The sequence below is a fragment of the Leptospira hartskeerlii genome, assembly GCF_002811475.1.
Taxonomy (GTDB): Bacteria; Spirochaetota; Leptospiria; order Leptospirales; family Leptospiraceae; genus Leptospira_B; species Leptospira_B hartskeerlii.
This window is the reverse complement of the sequence record NZ_NPDL01000005.1, coordinates 230,158-246,846: the sequence shown is the minus strand read 5'-3', so window position 1 is coordinate 246,846 and position 16,689 is coordinate 230,158. Positions and strand designations below refer to the sequence as shown.

The window sequence follows — 16,689 nt, the reverse complement described above, 5'->3', positions numbered from 1 at the left end:
ACCCTAACGCCTTTTTTTAGCGACAACTTTTTTCTTTACCTTCTTACTTCCATTCTTGTGAGTAGGAGAAACATCTTCCAAATCTTCCTCATCGTATAAGGAAACGTATGCTTCCGGATGAAGTTCGAATGTTTCCGCTTCAACAGGATGTTTTCTATCTCCTACCACTACCAAATATAACGAAGGAAGCACGCTCAATACTAGGAATAGTGCGGAGAATAATCCTCCAACGATTACAGTAGCCAAAGGCCTCTGAACATCGGAACCTACCCCTGACGCCAAAGTAGCAGGGATCAATCCGAGAAGTGCAAGTAACATTGTCATCAACATCGGTCGCAATTGGATCACCGCAGCTCGCGTGACCGCTTCTTTAGTAGTCAAAGTAGGCTCATCTATTAGAAGGTGATTTGTCCTGGAAACGAAAAGAACCCCGGACATCGTAGCGATCCCGAAAAGGGAGATAAATCCTACTCCGCTGGATACGTTAAAATAATATCCTCTAAGTAAAAGAGCATACATTCCTCCCACCAAAGAAAGAGGGAGACAAGCCAAAGCTACATAAACGTATTTTAGATTTCTATAAAGTAAGAACAATACTCCAAATATGATCGCGATAGTGACCGGAATAACGATGGCCAACTTTTTACCCACCCTAGCAAGGTTTTCGTATTGTCCTCCGTAACGCACCTCGTATCCTTCCGGAAGTTTTATCTTTTGCTGAACTTTTTTACGAAGTTCATTTACGAATCCACCCTGGTCTCTTCCTCTTACGTTTGTCCTGACTGTGATCGTCCTTCTACCTTCCTGACGGAAGATCATAGTAGGTCCATCTTCCAAGGTAATCTTTGCCAATTGAGACAGCGGAACTCTTTCCCCTTTAGGAGAGATAATTGGCATTGACTCGATCGCTCTTTTGGAAGCTCTATAATCCTTGGAGAATCTGACCACAATCCCGAATCTGGCAGGAGTTTTCGGTGGAATGTCGGAAGGCCCCTCGTATAAAGTACTGATCCTCTGCATTCCAATGGCTGCTTCTACCATTTGTTGTATATCGCTTACGTTGATCCCGTAACGTGCGGCAGCTTCTCTATCAATCCTAACAGTTAACTGAGGACTGTCTGCTTCTTGTTCGATCCCGAATTCACTTGCACCATGCATATCTTTTACGATTTCCAGGACCTCTTCTGCAAGTTTACGCATCACTTTCAAGTCCTGTCCTGATATGAAGACAGCAAGGTCGGCAATGGTTCCCATGATCGCCTCGGAAAGGTTGTCCATGATAGGCTGAGAAAAACTGATCCTTGCTCCAGGAAGTGTTGCTTCTAGATCGTTTTTCATTCTTAGAAGAAGTTCCTGTTTGGTGATTCTTTCCTTCCAGTCATCGTAATCTTTCAAGCTTACGAGTACTTCCAATCTATTTGGAGGAAGCGGATCCGTTCCGTCGTCATTTCTTCCTAGCTGAGAAAGTACCACGCTTACTTGTTCATTTTTATAGATCGTTTCCCGGATCTTAGGCATAAATTTACGGGCTTCCGGAAGAGAAATTCCTACAGGGAAAAATATCCTTAAATTGAAACCGCCTTCATCCATTTCAGGTAAGAATTCTGTACCTAATTTGTATCCGCCTATACCTAAAAGTATGACCACAGCGGCGAAAGTGTAAAGGACCACCCTTTTTGATCTTTCTACGAGATAATCTATTAACTTTTTATAACGTTCTTCCACCCATGCGTAAAAAGGATTATGCCACGCGATCGGTCCAGGCTTCTCCGATTCGAAATATTTCCGGAACATGTAAGTCATTAGTACTGGAACGACTGTCATAGAGAAAATTAATGCTCCGAAGATTGCAAAGGAAATAGTAAACGCCATTGGTTTGAATAGGCGGCCTTCAATACGTTCGAAAGAAAAAATAGGTAAATAAGCAAGTATGATGATCAGAATGGAGAACAAGATCTCAGTACCAACTTCTCCCGCTGATTCGGCAGTGAGCTTAATGATCCCTTTACTCTTGTCGGACGGAGTTGCGTCCCTATATCTTCGGATGATGTTTTCCACCATGATCACTGCACCATCTACTACGATCCCGAAATCGATAGCACCCAAAGACAATAAACTTGCAGGGATCCCAGTCATATTCATCAAAAGAAATGCGAATAATAAAGCAAAAGGAATAGTTGCCACTACCACAAGAGATGCTTTGGCACTTCCAATAAAGAAGATCAGTACCAAACTGACAACCATCACACCTTCCAAAAGTGTCCTTCCGATAGTGCGTAACGTATAATTCACAAGATCACTTCTATCGTATGAAGTTCTTAGTTGGACTCCATCTGGAAGATAGTTCTCATTGATCTCCTTCACCTTAGCTCGGATCCGATCCCCCATCTCGTTCGGATCTCCCCAACGGCGCATTGCTACAAGACCTTGGACTGAAGAATCAACATCCATGATCTGATCGTCGATACGAACAGTATAACCTAAGACCCCGCTCGGAATAGGGTGTGAAATTTCCACTGTGGCCAAATCACGAATAAAAACAGGAACTCCATTCACAGTTTTTACTACGATATTCTCTATATGTTGCGCTTCTCGTATCGCACCTAAAGAACGAATCGGAAATCCTTGCTCACCTTGTAAGAGGAGATTTCCTCCAGTATTCAAGTTATTTTCCTGAACCGCTTGGATCACATCGTTTATCGTAAGTTTATAACGTACTAATTTATCAGGAGAAGTTACTATATGAAATTGTTTAGGTAAACCTCCGAATGTAACTACATCCGCAATTCCAGGAATAGAAAGCATCTTTGGCATTACGATCCAGTCCTGGATCGTTCGGAGTTCCATCGGAGTGTGATTTCCGGAAGACTCCACGACATATCTGAAGATTTCTCCTACTGGAGAACTCATAGGACCTAAAGCAGGCTGGACTTCCTCAGGAATATCCGCATCTGCGACTCTTTCCATAAGTCGCATCCTTGCAAAATAATCGTCTGTTCCGTCTTCGAAAACGAATTGGAATACTACAAGACCGTTGATTGTTCTAGAACGACGAACTGCAACTTTAGGGATTGCATTCAAAACCCTTTCAATCGGAAGAGTAACTCTTTCTTCCACTTCCACGGCTGCTTTGCCTGGAAATTTTGCGATCAAGCGGACTTGGGTGTCTGCGATATCGGAATAAGCTTCTTTTCGAATATCTGTCCAAGCCCAAATTCCTAAAATCGCTACGAAAACGGAAGCGACGATAGTAGGAACTCTATACTTTAATACCGATTCTATGAGTTTATTGATCATTAGTAAGACCTCGTATCGAACAGGTAACCCAGTTGGATCAAGAGTTGCGGATTTTTATAATCTCCGCTTCCAATTCCTCCACCAACCTGCAGAAAGAAATTTCCAAGAAGGAAATCATAGGTAAGCCCTATATATCTTTGGTTTAAAGTTACCTTCTGTTTATCCCTACTTTCATATTCCAGAAAAGTAGCTAGATTTGGATTCTGTTGAGCTACATAAGAACGAACGATCAGATCTTCAAAAGTCGGATCCCTATGTTGATAGCCAGGAAAATCAGAACCTGTAGGATAAGAAGTTTGTCCACCTCTTCCAATCTCAGGAGCAAAAGGATCCACTTGGAATTGCCCGAGTACAACAGAAACGCTATGAGCGATAACGGAAGTTTTCCAAAAGCTAAATCCGAGATCCGCCTGCCATCCCCACCAATGAGGTCCCCAATGACCACCTGATCCGCGTATTACGATATCTTTATAGTAGTAACCTACGTTAAAGTTGATACTTCCCGGAGAACCGATACTTGCCCCATATACGAAAAAGTTCGTAGATTTAGGGAGAGTCTTCTGAGTGAGATCGTTCTTTTCTTCTTCTCCGAATCTGGTTTTGCGCTCTGAGTCGGGAGCCCATTCAGGAGAAATATCCTCGCTCTTATCCTTCTTCTTTTCCTCCGAATAAACGGAAGAAACAAAAGAAAATAAGAATATTATAATAATAAAACTTAGTATTCTTTTCATACAGATTAAAAACCGAAACTAAGTCCTTTTAATAGAATGGCTCCTTCTACAACCACCCTGTCCCCTTTGGTCAAACCTTCCAGAACATTGACTCTTTCTCTGGTGGAAATCCCAAGGACCACTTCTCTTCTGGAAAATTCATGAGGAGTTTCTTCTACAAATACGTAATTTTTACCTTCTACGGTGACCACTGAATTGAAAGGGATCACAACTGAATCACCTCCTGTTTCTTCAGGAAATTTTACCGTTGCGAACATTCCAGGTTTTAATCTATAACCTTCATTTTTGATCGCGATCCTGACTTTTACAGTTCTAGTATAAGGATCTACGTTATCTCCCAACGCTTCCGCGGTGCCAGCCCATTCCTGGTTCGGGAAAGAGTTGAATACAACTCTCACTCTTTTTCCTTTTTGCAGACTGGAAAGTTGTGACTCAGGTACGTCTGAAATGATCCACGCTGTTTGGCCGGGTGCCTTTTTGATCAATGCAGGATTTAAACCGACTGCTCTCAGCTTTCCTTCGAATTCAGCGAATTCAGCCTCATCGTTATTTACCTCGGTTTCTGCTTCGATCAGGTCCTTCTCCGTAGCGACTCTATGTTTGAACATGTCTTTGATACGATCCAAGTTTTTGCGGGATCTGTTCAGACTGTTCTTCGCATGAACATAACCGACATATAGATCGTTCAACTCAGCAGATTCGAATAATACGATCTGTTCCGAATCGGATACGGAAGGAGAAGTAGTGGCAATCAATCTTGCAGGAGCTTCTACGTTTACAAATTCCCCTGGTTTACCTATTTCCGCACTTTTCACGATCTCTAGGCCGGGACTATTTTCCTTAAACTCTATCCTTTCACCATGATCATGGACAATCGCCTTTTGAGGCCGAGGAGCATTCTTCTTCCCGGCCTTGTTCAAGGTAAAAGAAACAATGGAAACGGAAACTACCGCCACCAGAACGATTAATATAATTCTAAGCTTATTAGATGATGGAATCATTTCGAGCTCCCTTCCTTAGCACCACCGGATTCTCCGTTGGATTTGTAACTTGGGACGATCAGCCCCGTTCCGACCGAGTAATTTACTCCTTCGATCGCTTCCATTCTGTCCGTTTGGAGGCGTAACATTTCCACGATACTAGATCTGTATGTTTCGAAGAAGTCGGCGAATTCTAAAATGGATATATAACGTTTTTCGTAACTAAGGATCATATCCTCCGCTAGGTCGGCGTAATCCTTAGTATAGGTGTTTCTGAATTTTTTATAAAGATCGTCTTTTGCTTTTGCGGTTGCCAAAGCGACACTCACATCGTTCTCCACTTCCAAGATCAGATTTTTCAATTCTTGTTTTCTGACTTGGATAGATTTTTCGGCGGCCTTGATATTACCTTGATTCCTATCGAAGATCGGAATATTCAACTGAGCGGTAACCCCCCAATAGTTCTGGAAGGCAGTTCCCCCTCTGTTGTACATAGGGCCGAATGCAAGATCCGGGATCGCGTTCGCGTGCTGTAATTCTAGGTTTGCTTCTTCGTATCTTAATGCTTGCACCGCTTTTTTCAGGTCGGGTCTGTATTCCCTGGCCTTAGTAAGCATATTATCTAATTTTAAACCTTCAATGGTTGCTTTTTCTACGAAGTCCAGGTCCAGAACAGGAACGATTGCGACTGCTTGGCTTTTATAAGTCTCTTCGTTTAGTAAAACTCTTAGATCAGCTTCCTTCTCCAGGACTTTTATCCTGAGATCTTCTCTTTCTTTCCTTAAAAAGAATAAAAGTGCTTTTAAACGTAGAACTTCGGATTGAAGAACAGCTCTTCTTTTATATGCAAGCTCCGCAGAGTTTACCGTTTTATCCAGAGCGATCAAACTTTTATCGTAAAAAGCGATCGCGTCCCTATAATAATGAATAAAGTAGAAGGTCCTACGTAGTTTAGTGATAAGCGCTCTTGCAAGATCGTAAAACTCTTGCTCGCTCATCTTAGCGCTTAACTCGGCAACTCTAATCCGTTTGTCGATCTTACCGCCGAGTAAGAATACTTGTTGGATCTGCACAACAGTTTGTCCCGATCTAGTAAAATCGAAATAACGTTGAGTAGGTTCCGCAAAAATACTCTGATCCACGAAAATGTTCGGGTTCGCATAGAGACCTGCTTGCTCTATGCCTGCTTTTCTAGCGTCTATATTAAATTTAGAAGCGAGTAATAGAAGGTTATTCTTCCAAAGTAATTCTTCAGCCTTGGCAAGTTCCAAACGAACTTGTGTCCTTTCCTGATCTCCGGAAGCAGCCGCGATCTTTTCTTCAGAATACAAAGGATCTATTCCAACGGAAGCCGCACCAGGGCTTGGATCCGGCTGAGATACTGTCTGATTCGTGGCCCAGACCAAGATTAGAAACGTTATTATCTTTTTATTCATAGTTGTACGAAGTTATCCCTAAAGATAGCTTAAGCTTACGCAAAGACCCCCTATGGAACGAAATCGATAGACCTATGGCACGAAAATCGTTCCGAAGTAATATTAGTTGATTAGGTCAGGCTAGGTGGGGGTAGATTTGTTAGGGAGAAATGGAGGAGACGGTTCGATCTGTACCGACCGTCTACAAATACGATCTTAGAATCGAACGTGGATGGAGTCCAAGGATAGCTAGATAAAGCTTCTATGAGAAAGTCAGCAAGTCTGCTGTCTCTTTCTCTAGCCTGTGTATAAACTAATCCTTCGGAATCCGTAAGATCCGATTCAAGGGCAGTTGAAATGTTTTTCTTTGTTTGGGATAAAGAAATATGGCGGCTTTCCTCTTCCTTATCCACCCATTCCAAAGTAGATGAGAAGACTACCAGAGCTATTTGTAAGAAAATCAGCAGAATGTAAGGTATGCGCCGCACTATTATGCCAAAAGAATATAGGAGTATATTCCGTCAATCCTTACTATATATTACGAATAAAGACCCGACTTTCCAATTCGTTTTTGGTTAAATTAAATAGAAGATGGCTTAACGATTTGGACTAGGTGAAGTATGACCCACATGGACTACTGCACCTCGCTGAAAGCGTATTAAAATCTCTCTGTCCGGCCTAGATCCTTCTGCAAATTTGGAAACAGGCCTATAGTATAACCATTCTTCCATTCCCGGTGCCCAATTGTTCACGGTCCTTTTTTCGTCGGGCTCTCCCAGTTTGTTTTTCACAAATAATTTATTTTGGTACAACAAGGACCGAACCAGCTCTTCTCTGATAAAAATGGTAGTGGAAGCTTGTACTGCGTTTGGATCCGCATCTTTGCCCAGTAAACTTATGTCTGCATCCGGAATAGATTTGAGTACGAATTCCTTACACTTTGCATCATCTGCAAAGGTTTCCATACATTCAGAATACAAACGATTTGGACTCTTAGATTCTCTATTGGATTCAGGAGAAAAGTAAGTACATTGAAACAGTAAGAATAGACAAAGAGTAAATACGAAAGAGGATCTCATTTTCTTTTTCTCCGACTGGTTTTCCTTTCAGAGGAACCTCCCCCTCCGGAAGTCACCGGCATTGCTTCTGCCGCAGGATTTTTAGGTTTAGCTCCCTGCAATTCTTGGAAGCCTCCTGTAAGTTCCTGTCCTACTTTTTTATACTCTTTTTTCTCTTCAGGCAACTGAGTTTTTTCAGTAACTTCTACACGAACTAAGAAGCTAACGATCTCATATTTCATGTTCTCGATAGCTTGATCGAATAATCTGAAACCTTGTAGTTTATATTCTACGAGTGGATTCTTTTCACCATAACCGACTGTCCAGATACCTTCTCTCAAATGGTCCATGGAGTATAGATGTTCTTTCCAACGATGGTCCAGAATATCTAAGAAAATATTTCTTTCTAAAAGTTTCCAAACGTCTGCGCCGATACGATCCGCTTTTTCTTGGTAAAAGTTCTGAGCAGCATTATTTAAAGAATCAAAAATAGCCAACTGAGGGTTCTTGGATTTTTTAATTGCGTCTTGGTCTACTTTCCATGGAAGCCCTAGACCTTCGAACCATTCTTTTAGAACATCCCATTCCCAACCGTTAGGATTTCCTCCCTCACAGGTGGCGACCACTTGGGCTTCTATCATTTCTTCTAAGAAACTTTTTGCCTGTCCGGTTACGTCTCCGCCTTCTAAGACTTCGTTTCTCATCTTGTATATGACGATCCTTTGGCGGTTCATTACATCGTCGTATTCCAAGAGATGTTTACGAATATCGAAGTTATGACCTTCTACCCTTTTCTGGGCTCTGGCAATCGCGTTAGACACCATTGGATGCTCAATTTCTTGTCCTTCCGGCATCTTGAGTCTTTCCATGATGCCTGCAATCCTATCGGATCCGAAAATCCTCATTAGATCGTCTTGTAAGGAAAGATAGAATCTACTGGAGCCTGGATCTCCCTGACGACCGGAACGACCCCTAAGCTGGTTGTCTATCCTTCTCGCCTCATGTCTTTCTGTTCCTAAAATATGAAGACCACCTGCTTCCAGAACCTCTTCATGGTTCTTTCTCCAGATTTTTGCACTGGTCAGAATGTCATTTGCTTTTGATTTTTTTGTCTGAGAATCTAATCTTTGAGAAATGGATTCTGCTCTTTCAAAATCTGCACGAACTACCGCTTCTTTAAATTCACTGATCACCGGATCGGATTCTTTCCAAGACTCCAGACTTTCCTTAAATAGCTGAGCACCACCAAGAACGATGTCAGTTCCCCTTCCCGCCATGTTAGTAGCGATCGTGACCGCTGCAGGTTTTCCTGCGTTTGCAATGATCTCCGCTTCTTTTTCGTGGAACTTAGCATTCAAAACGTTATGCGCGATCCCCGCCTGAGCCAAAAGTCTAGCTAGAACCTCAGATTTTTCGATGGAGATTGTTCCAACAAGAACAGGTTGTTTTTTATCACGGCAATCTTTGATCTCGTTTAAGATAGCAGTGAACTTTTCTTTCTCGGTTCTATAAACTCGGTCCGCTGCATCCTTTCTTTGAACAGGAACGTTCGGAGGAATTACGATTACATCCAGATTATAGATCTTATGGAATTCTTCCGCTTCTGTGTCTGCAGTTCCAGTCATACCGGAAAGTTTTTCGTATAATCTGAAATAGTTTTGAAAAGTGATACTCGCTAAAGTCTGGGATTCTCTTGCGATTGGAACTCCTTCCTTAGCTTCCAGAGCTTGGTGAAGTCCGTCAGAATATCTACGACCGGACATCAAACGGCCGGTGAACTCATCCACGATGATCACTTCTCCGTTTTGGACCACATAGTCCACATCTCTCTGGAATATTTTATGAGCTTTTAATGCTTGGTGAACGTGGTGCACTAAATCCACGTTTTGAGGCGCGTATAAGTTTTCGATCCCGAGGATCTCTTCCACATGCGCAACACCCTTTTCTGTCATAAGGGTGTTTTTAGCCTTTTCATCCTTCTCGTAATCCTCGCCTTCGATTAACTTAGGAATGATCTTATCTATACGGGTATATTTGTCTGTGGATTCGTCAGAAGGACCTGAAATAATAAGTGGAGTTCGTGCTTCGTCGATCAAGATGGAGTCAACCTCATCCACGATCGCAAAATAATGCGCTCTTTGCACCTTGTGATCAATATGAGAAACCATATTGTCTCTCAAATAATCGAAACCATATTCGTTATTGGTTCCGTATGTGATATCGGAAGAATAAGCCTTCTTACGATCGTCATGTTCCATATCATGTTGGATGATCCCGACGGACAAATCCAGGAAATCATAGATCGGCTTCATCCACAAAGCGTCCCTTCTTGCCAGGTAATCGTTCACAGTAACAACATGAACCCCTTTACCCGCTAACGCATTTAGATAAACTGCAAGTGTAGAAGTAAGTGTTTTACCTTCTCCGGTTTTCATCTCGGAAATATTTCCCCAATGAAGAGAGATACCACCCATCATCTGCACATCAAAATGGCGCATCCCTAATTTTCTTAAGGCGGCTTCTCTTACTGTAGCAAATGCTTCCGGAAGAATATCATCTAAACTCTCTCCTTTAGCGAGTCTTTCTTTGAACTTTCTAGTTTGAGAAGAAAGTTCAGAATCGCTGAGAGAGCGCATGGACTCTTCCAAAGAATTAATTTGGACTACAATCGGAGTGAGTCTTTTAAGATCTCTTTCGTATTTACTTCCGAATAGGACCCTGAGTAATTTCTGAATCATGTATGCACCATCAACCGTTTCAATTCAATAGATAATAGTCCCGGAATTCGGGACATTGGATAGAAATATTATAAATCCAAAATTCCTTCAAAGAGCGCTCTACCTGCTCTTTCCATCTGAGACCTAAGATCTTCCGTTTCGGGTCCGGGAATCCATCCTGCTTTTTTGATAAACTCAGAATGTACATTCTTCCAGACTTCGAGCATGGACTCGGTCACTTCGAGATGACATTGGATACCGAATACTCGATTCTTATATCCAAACATCTGGTTAGAATAAAAACTTCCTTGTAACAGATGATCCGCGCCTTTCGGGATCTCAAATACATCTTCATGTAAATGGAATGCAGGAAAAGAAGAAGTACCGTTCAATTTCAAAAACGCAGGATTAGAAGGATTCACCACTTTTACATCTGAGAATCCTACTTCTGGTCCCTTCTCCCCTTCATAAACCTTAGCACCTAAAACAGTTGCTAAGATCTGAGAACCCAAACAGATCCCGATCACCTTCTTATCTTTCATAGATACCAAGTGAGATGCAAGCTCCAGCCAAGGTTTGAAAAATTTATGCTGCTCGGGATCATGTACCGTTTGAGGTCCGCCTAAGAATACAACTAAGTCGAACATTTGATGAGCCGCAGGAACTATGTGAACTCGTTCGTCGTATGCGTTATGATAGGTAATCCTATAATTCCTAGCTTGCAAAGAATCTAATAGAGTTCCGGGACCTTCGCAGTCCTTGAACCGAACGATGAGACATCTCATGATTGGCCGGCCATTCTTTTGAAGAAGATCACTTTCATATTTTTAGGGATTTTATTCGGGTCTGATTCTTCACTGATCGGCCCAATAAAATTATAATATAAGATCAAAGGTTTTGTTTTGAATAGAAGTGTTTCCGGAGTTCCAGTTACGAGTCCTTCGGTACGATCCACTTTGAAAGGTGGCTTCATGATGAGAACCGGAAGTTGTATCCCGAATTTTTTAACTTCTTCTTTCATTAGAACTGCAGCTTCTTTCATTTTTTGTTCTGTAGAAAGAGCTTCCGGATTATCAAAAAATATATCCGGGTCCACTATCATGTATAACTTGATATGCGGAGTTTTTTTCAGTTCTGCATTCAGATAATTTAAAACCGGGATTTCCTTAATGCAAGGAAGGCAATTCGGTCCATACACGTTAAGAGCAATTCGATCTGCAGCAATATCCGATATTCGGATATTCTCTCCTTCCAAACTGATGCCTTCAAAATCTTTGACACCTAGATTGGATTGTTCGGATGGAGCACAAACAGTAAGAAGGCTCACTATTAATAAAAGGTTTAGGCGGAAGAAAATCCCCTTGGAAAAGGGAAAACTAAGCCTGGAATCGGAGTTGGCCTGAGAATCCATGGGCGTTTACCAAAATCGAAGATTCTTCCCAGAATTCAAGGAATAAACGAAAGATATAAGGGATTGACAGAGTAGAGAAATTGAGAATGATGGTAGTTTCAAAGGCCTCTATCCCCTCTCAGGAATACAAAATGACCCAGAACCAGAATTCAGAATTCGATATTGTAACTTTGATTGAACTGGCCAAAAAAAACAAGTATGAAAGAGCTGTAGCTGGCTTTCAAGTCCTGGATAGAATCGACAGACTCGAATTACCTAAAAAGATCAAAGGACGCAAACTTGCCGTCCAAGCGATGTTTGCACTCGCAAACGACGAAGTTCAGTATAAATACGTAACTAAAGAAGAAAGAGCTATAACTGAAGCAGAAGCTCAAGGCAACGGAGCCACTTATTCCCAATTCAACGGACTATTCGAGGCTCCCCAAGCTCCCATCGCAGAAGAAGATATGGAAGAAGATTTCATTCCGGAAGAAGCTGCGAAACCTCTTATGGACATGGAAGACGGTGAAGAGGGAGAATCCTACGACGAAGAGGAAGATGATTCCGATGACGACGAGGATGAAGACGAAGAAGATGATGATGATTCCGACGATGAGGAAGAAGAAGACGAGGATTAATCTATCTTCCAGCTTGTCCGGCAATCTGACGGTTCTTTGAATTTGAAGGAGGAAAATTCCTCCTTCCATCTACATTCCACACAAAATCCAATCAAAGAGGGAGAGAGAATCTCCCTTTCTATTCCTCAATCCTTACAAAAAGACGAATTCCTAGTGATTATTGGGATTGGCTGTGGGTATCATGCGGTTTCTTATCTGAAATCTGTCGAAGATACTACAAAAATCCTTCTACTCGAACCATTCTCCGAATTAGAAGCTTTGGTTGGCGCGGAACTTAAGGAAAAATTAGGCAAAGTTCCGATCTATTACGGTTGGGAGAAATTCGAAAAACTAGATAGATCCGACTGGATGCCTACAGGAACCAAGAATCTTCGAATTTTCATTCATCCGAATTATTCCAGACGTTATCCTGATCTAAGCAAAAAGATCTTATCCTTCTTCCAGAAAAAAGAATCTATTTCTCAAAATAAACTAGCGAAGCAAGAATTCGGAAGACTCTGGGTCAGAAACTTCTTCAAACATCTAAAAAAATCCTCAGAAAGTCCGGACTCTTATAGGATCTTGGGAAAAACTCTTTCGCCGAGTCCTGGAAAGATCGGATGTTTTGTAGGAGCTTCGCCAAATTTAGAATCTGAGATCGATTGGATCCGACAAAACAAAGAGAAATTATTCGTACTCAGTTCAGATACTGCACTTGGGTATTTATTAGAAACTGGAATCCAGCCACATGCAGTGCTTTCAATAGACAGCGGACTTGGTACATTCTACCATTTTCCGGAGCACATTCCTGAGAATATTCCAATCTTCACTTGGTTTGGCGGGGCTTGTAGGATCTTCGACCTGAAAAATCCAAAGATCATCTATCTTTCTACTCATCCACTGGACCAAATCCTGGGAGCAAAATTTTATCCAAATGCACCGATCTTGGAAAACCCTAGCCTAAATGTGGCGGGACTCGCAGTTTCACTACTCCAATCATTAGGAGCAGGATCCGTTCTATTGAAAGGATTCGGGTTCGAGAGAGAAGGAGGAAAAACTCACTGCAGGTCCACAGGCTATGAAAGATACGACAGATTTTTCATAGATCGAAAGCGAAGCTTATATAATTCGAGATATACACCTGAATCTCGATGGAGAACAAGAACGAGCGTCCTAGAAATATTAAAAAAATGGAGTCCGATCCCGATTCTTTCCGAAATCGACTCGAATGCCAAGAATGCCGAGGCATTCTCCGGTTGGGAAAATTCCTTGGAGAGCTACCCTTCTTCCTTTCCTGGTTCCGGACAAAACTGGAGAAAAATCTGTTCCGGGATTTCGGAACTTCCAAATGACATCCAGATCCTTCTTCCCAGAGAAACTAGGCTTTTAGATCCAAGAACCTAATTTTGAGTCGAAGATACTACAAGAAGAAGATTCTACTACTTGACATTCCTGGAGAATTCTCCAAAACTCTCTAGTTCCGGGAAACCGGCTACCTTTCGGTCTAGGATTATGAATAAAGGTTATATTATTTGTGTCGATGATGAAGTGTCGGTCCTTGAGACTCTCCAGGAACAGCTTCATAACGAGTTCGGTAAAACTCATGAGATCGAAACCGCACGAAGCGCAGAAGAGGCACTCGCCTTATTGGATGAGATCCAAGCTTCCGGTTATGTGATCGAAGTTATTATTACGGATCAGGTGATGCCCGGTATGAAAGGCGCCGATTTTCTAGAATCGGTCCATAAACGGTCTCCCGATTCGATCAAAATTCTGCTCACCGGTCAGGCCGGCTTGGATTCCGCCATCCACGCGATAAATTTCGGGGGATTGAGCAGATACGTGGAAAAACCTTGGAATATAGAGGATCTAACTAAAGACATCCGATCTTTGATAGATAAGTTCCGGCAGAACCTGGAGAATCAACATTTAGTCAATGAGCTTAACAGAAAAATTAAGGAACTCGAAGAAGAAAACCGCAAACTGCAACAAACAGGCGAATAATCACCTGAAGCATTCCGGTAAAATTTTCCTAGGAAGCATTTACTCGCTCTCCCTGATACTTTGTTTGTTTTCTTTCGGCTCCTTAGCCGCTAAAGAAGCTCCGCCTAAGCCTAAATATACGGAAGAACAGATCCGCAAAAAGAAAGAAGTTCTCTCCAAGGTCTTAAAATACGGAACCACAAAAGAAAGAGCAAGCGCTCTCAGAGAACTAGAAGATTTTCCAAAAGAAGACGCAGGAGAATTGTACGACCAAGTCGGAGTGATCCTTTCCAAGGATCCGGATTGGTCCATGAAAATCTACGCTCTTAGAATTTCAGGAATTCTAAAACTCACACAATTCGAAGATAAGATCATCGCATTATTAAAATATGATCAACAAGACGTGCAGAAAGAAGCTGTCTATGTAGTCAAAAAACTCAAATTCGATTCAGGAATTCCTGTTTTAACCGAATTACTCAAAAGCCAAGACTTCACCAAAAATTCGAATTTTCTGATCGCGCTCATCGAAACCTTGGCAGAATTTCCTCAGGCAAACGAAGCATTCTCCGTATTAGAAGCAAGATTCCAAGAGAAATTTAATGATCCCGAAGTAAGGGCTCAGATCGCACTTTATTTCGGGAAAGTAAAAAGGTCTTCGATTGAGAATGTTCTGATTGCAACAGTAAAAGACGAAAAAGAACCGATTACACTTCGCGCCTACTCGGTAAACGCCCTCGGAAAGATCAAATCAGAAGCTGCAATTACCCCACTCAGAGAACTTTTGGAAAAGATCCGCGCCTTAAAATCCAAGAACGATATTCAGGATTACCAAGCACTCAAGATACATACGATCACTGCCCTTGTCGCCTTAGGAGATAAGGAAATTATAGAAGAATTATATTCTTTCGCAAGAGACGACGATGCAATGGTCAGACTTCGAGCCATCAAACATTTGGCAGAAACAGAAGATCCGGCGGTGATCGAAATTTTAGAGTATAAGGCGCAAAGAGATCCTAGCGAAAAAGTAAAACGTGCCGCACAAAACGCGTTAGACCAACTTCGCAAAAAACTGGATCCTAGTTTTGTTCCTGCAAGCACAGACACTAAACCTACAAAAGATACTAGCACAAGAAAAGCCGGAGGTTCCGGTTCTTCTTCCAGAAGGTCCAGACCTAGCGGTGGAGGCGGAGAAGGTTCCAATCCAGTTCCATTGAGTGGAGAAGGAAGCGGATCCTCCTCCGGAGATGGCAGCGGTGGCGGTTCTTCCGGAGGAGGAAAACCTTCCGGCGGAGAATCCGAGGATCTGGAAAACGATTAGTATGAAACGATTTCTTCTCCTATCCACGATCCTTTGTTTGGTACCAGCATCGGATGGGAGAAGATTGGACGCGGAACCCGCCGGAAACACCTACCGAGGGACAATCACTCTACAAGAACCTAGAGCGCTAGATATAAAAGAATCCTTAACGGATTCTTCTCCGAATTATCCGGAAACAATCAAACTATATTACCAAGGCCTAAAGGAAAACTACGTAGTATTCTATGATTGGAACGGACATACATTATATTATAAATATAGAGATAATAAATTCGATAGAAGATTAAGAAAATATGTTTCTAAGTTGGCTGCCGGTGCGCCTTACGAAGTCACAGGAGAATACCAAGGAATATTCATATTTGAAAACAAAACCATTCGAAGATTCAAGAAGAAAGGAGAAGATACACTCATTGACAGAAAGGAAAAACAATCCATCCCGGTATTCCAGCTAGTCAAATACAGGGAATTGATCTTAGAGGAAATCATCTTTTGATCAGGCTTCCATTCTCCAAAATCTTTCCGTTCGTATTCATTCTCATAAGCATATCCCTAGATTCTGTTCCCTTAGACCCGGACCAAAAAGTCTACCAACCCGGAGAAACATTTACAGAAGACTTTATTAAGATTGATTTTCCGGAAAAAGCTCTCGTCCGCACCGATTCCAGAAAACGTTGGAGAGCAGTTCCGCTCAAAGACAGACCTTGGCTTGCCGTCTGGAGAAAACTGGATAGAGTCGGAGAAGAAACCCTCGGAACCAAGGTATTAGAAGCGGTATTTCCGGACACAACCCCGGAAAAATTCAGCATATACAGGACGGAGATCCTACGCTGGTCCAAAGAGGACAATTCGGGAGGAAATCCGCTCCAACTCTATTTCTTTCTGCTCCGAAAAGAAGACAAGGCCTACACATTTTACATTGCTTTCTATAAAGAACGCCAAGATCTGAAAGAATGGTTTTCCAACCCAAACCGTTACCTAAACCCACAGTAAAATCGACTTGCTAGGAGGCGCGGGCCTCAAAAAATGGAGCCTCCGGGCCTATAGCTCAGTTGGTTAGAGCAGCAGACTCATAATCTGCGGGTCGAAGGTTCAAGTCCTTCTGGGCCCAAAATTTCTTTTCTTTTTACAATCCAAACTTATAGCGGCCCTTTTGAGCGCCCCTTAGGAAGCGAAAAACCCGAAG

At 42.2% G+C, this 16,689-nt stretch carries 14 protein-coding genes and 1 tRNA gene; 7 read left to right on the top strand and 8 right to left on the bottom strand.

Features of this window, described 5'->3' with window-relative positions:
- Positions 1 to 3: 3 nt before the first annotated feature.
- The 8 genes from CH352_RS11190 to CH352_RS11150 all read right to left on the bottom strand — a co-directional run bounded on the left by CH352_RS11190 (position 4) and on the right by CH352_RS11150 (position 11,609).
- Positions 4 to 3,297 (bottom strand): efflux RND transporter permease subunit, encoded by a 3,294-nt coding sequence (locus CH352_RS11190; RefSeq protein ID WP_100707189.1) that lies wholly within the window; start codon positions 3,295 to 3,297, stop codon positions 4 to 6.
- Entirely contained in the window at positions 3,297 to 4,028 is a 732-nt protein-coding gene (locus tag CH352_RS11185) for a hypothetical protein (protein ID WP_100707188.1), read from the bottom strand. Before CH352_RS11185 ends, CH352_RS11190 begins: the two co-directional genes overlap by 1 nt.
- 5 nt (positions 4,029 to 4,033) lie before the next feature.
- Positions 4,034 to 5,029, bottom strand: a complete 996-nt coding sequence (locus tag CH352_RS11180; protein ID WP_100707187.1) for an efflux RND transporter periplasmic adaptor subunit — start codon at positions 5,027 to 5,029, stop codon at positions 4,034 to 4,036.
- On the bottom strand, positions 5,026 to 6,444 hold the full coding sequence (locus CH352_RS11175; protein ID WP_100707186.1) for a TolC family protein: 1,419 nt from the start codon (positions 6,442 to 6,444) through the stop codon (positions 5,026 to 5,028). The genes CH352_RS11180 and CH352_RS11175 overlap by 4 nt, the downstream gene beginning before the upstream one ends.
- A 575-nt stretch (positions 6,445 to 7,019) precedes the next feature.
- The gene (locus tag CH352_RS11165; RefSeq protein ID WP_100707185.1) at positions 7,020 to 7,502 is read right to left on the bottom strand and encodes a hypothetical protein; all 483 of its coding nucleotides are present in this window, start codon (positions 7,500 to 7,502) and stop codon (positions 7,020 to 7,022) included.
- Entirely contained in the window at positions 7,499 to 10,219 is a 2,721-nt protein-coding gene (gene secA / locus CH352_RS11160) for a preprotein translocase subunit SecA (protein WP_100707184.1), read from the bottom strand. Before secA ends, CH352_RS11165 begins: the two co-directional genes overlap by 4 nt.
- A gap of 68 nt (positions 10,220 to 10,287) precedes the next feature.
- Positions 10,288 to 10,983, bottom strand: a complete 696-nt coding sequence (locus CH352_RS11155; protein ID WP_100707183.1) for a type 1 glutamine amidotransferase — start codon at positions 10,981 to 10,983, stop codon at positions 10,288 to 10,290.
- Positions 10,980 to 11,609, bottom strand: coding sequence for a TlpA family protein disulfide reductase (locus CH352_RS11150; protein WP_100707182.1), 630 nt, complete (start codon positions 11,607 to 11,609; stop codon positions 10,980 to 10,982). Before CH352_RS11150 ends, CH352_RS11155 begins: the two co-directional genes overlap by 4 nt.
- A 131-nt stretch (positions 11,610 to 11,740) precedes the next feature.
- Here CH352_RS11150 and CH352_RS19090 point away from each other — a divergent pair, with 131 nt between their 5' ends.
- The 7 genes from CH352_RS19090 (at position 11,741) to CH352_RS11115 (ending at position 16,614) form a co-directional block, all read left to right on the top strand.
- Positions 11,741 to 12,226: a DNA primase gene (locus CH352_RS19090; RefSeq protein WP_243396355.1), complete on the top strand. Its 486-nt coding sequence runs from the start codon at positions 11,741 to 11,743 to the stop codon at positions 12,224 to 12,226.
- A 42-nt stretch (positions 12,227 to 12,268) separates the two neighbouring features.
- Positions 12,269 to 13,609 carry a 6-hydroxymethylpterin diphosphokinase MptE-like protein gene (locus CH352_RS11140; RefSeq protein ID WP_100707321.1) on the top strand — a complete coding sequence of 447 codons (1,341 nt, stop codon included), beginning with the start codon at positions 12,269 to 12,271 and terminating at the stop codon, positions 13,607 to 13,609.
- Between the two features lie 108 nt (positions 13,610 to 13,717).
- A complete protein-coding gene (locus tag CH352_RS11135; protein ID WP_100707319.1) occupies positions 13,718 to 14,209 on the top strand; it encodes a response regulator in 492 nt (163 codons plus the stop codon).
- On the top strand, positions 14,142 to 15,506 hold the full coding sequence (locus CH352_RS11130) for a HEAT repeat domain-containing protein (protein ID WP_243396354.1): 1,365 nt from the start codon (positions 14,142 to 14,144) through the stop codon (positions 15,504 to 15,506). The genes CH352_RS11135 and CH352_RS11130 overlap by 68 nt, the downstream gene beginning before the upstream one ends.
- A gap of 1 nt (position 15,507) precedes the next feature.
- Positions 15,508 to 15,999: an LIC_11959 family protein gene (locus CH352_RS11125; protein ID WP_100707180.1), complete on the top strand. Its 492-nt coding sequence runs from the start codon at positions 15,508 to 15,510 to the stop codon at positions 15,997 to 15,999.
- Positions 15,996 to 16,496, top strand: a complete 501-nt coding sequence (locus CH352_RS11120; RefSeq protein ID WP_100707179.1) for a hypothetical protein — start codon at positions 15,996 to 15,998, stop codon at positions 16,494 to 16,496. Before CH352_RS11125 ends, CH352_RS11120 begins: the two co-directional genes overlap by 4 nt.
- A gap of 44 nt (positions 16,497 to 16,540) precedes the next feature.
- A tRNA-Ile gene (locus CH352_RS11115) sits at positions 16,541 to 16,614 on the top strand.
- The last annotated feature ends 75 nt before the right edge of the window (positions 16,615 to 16,689 follow it).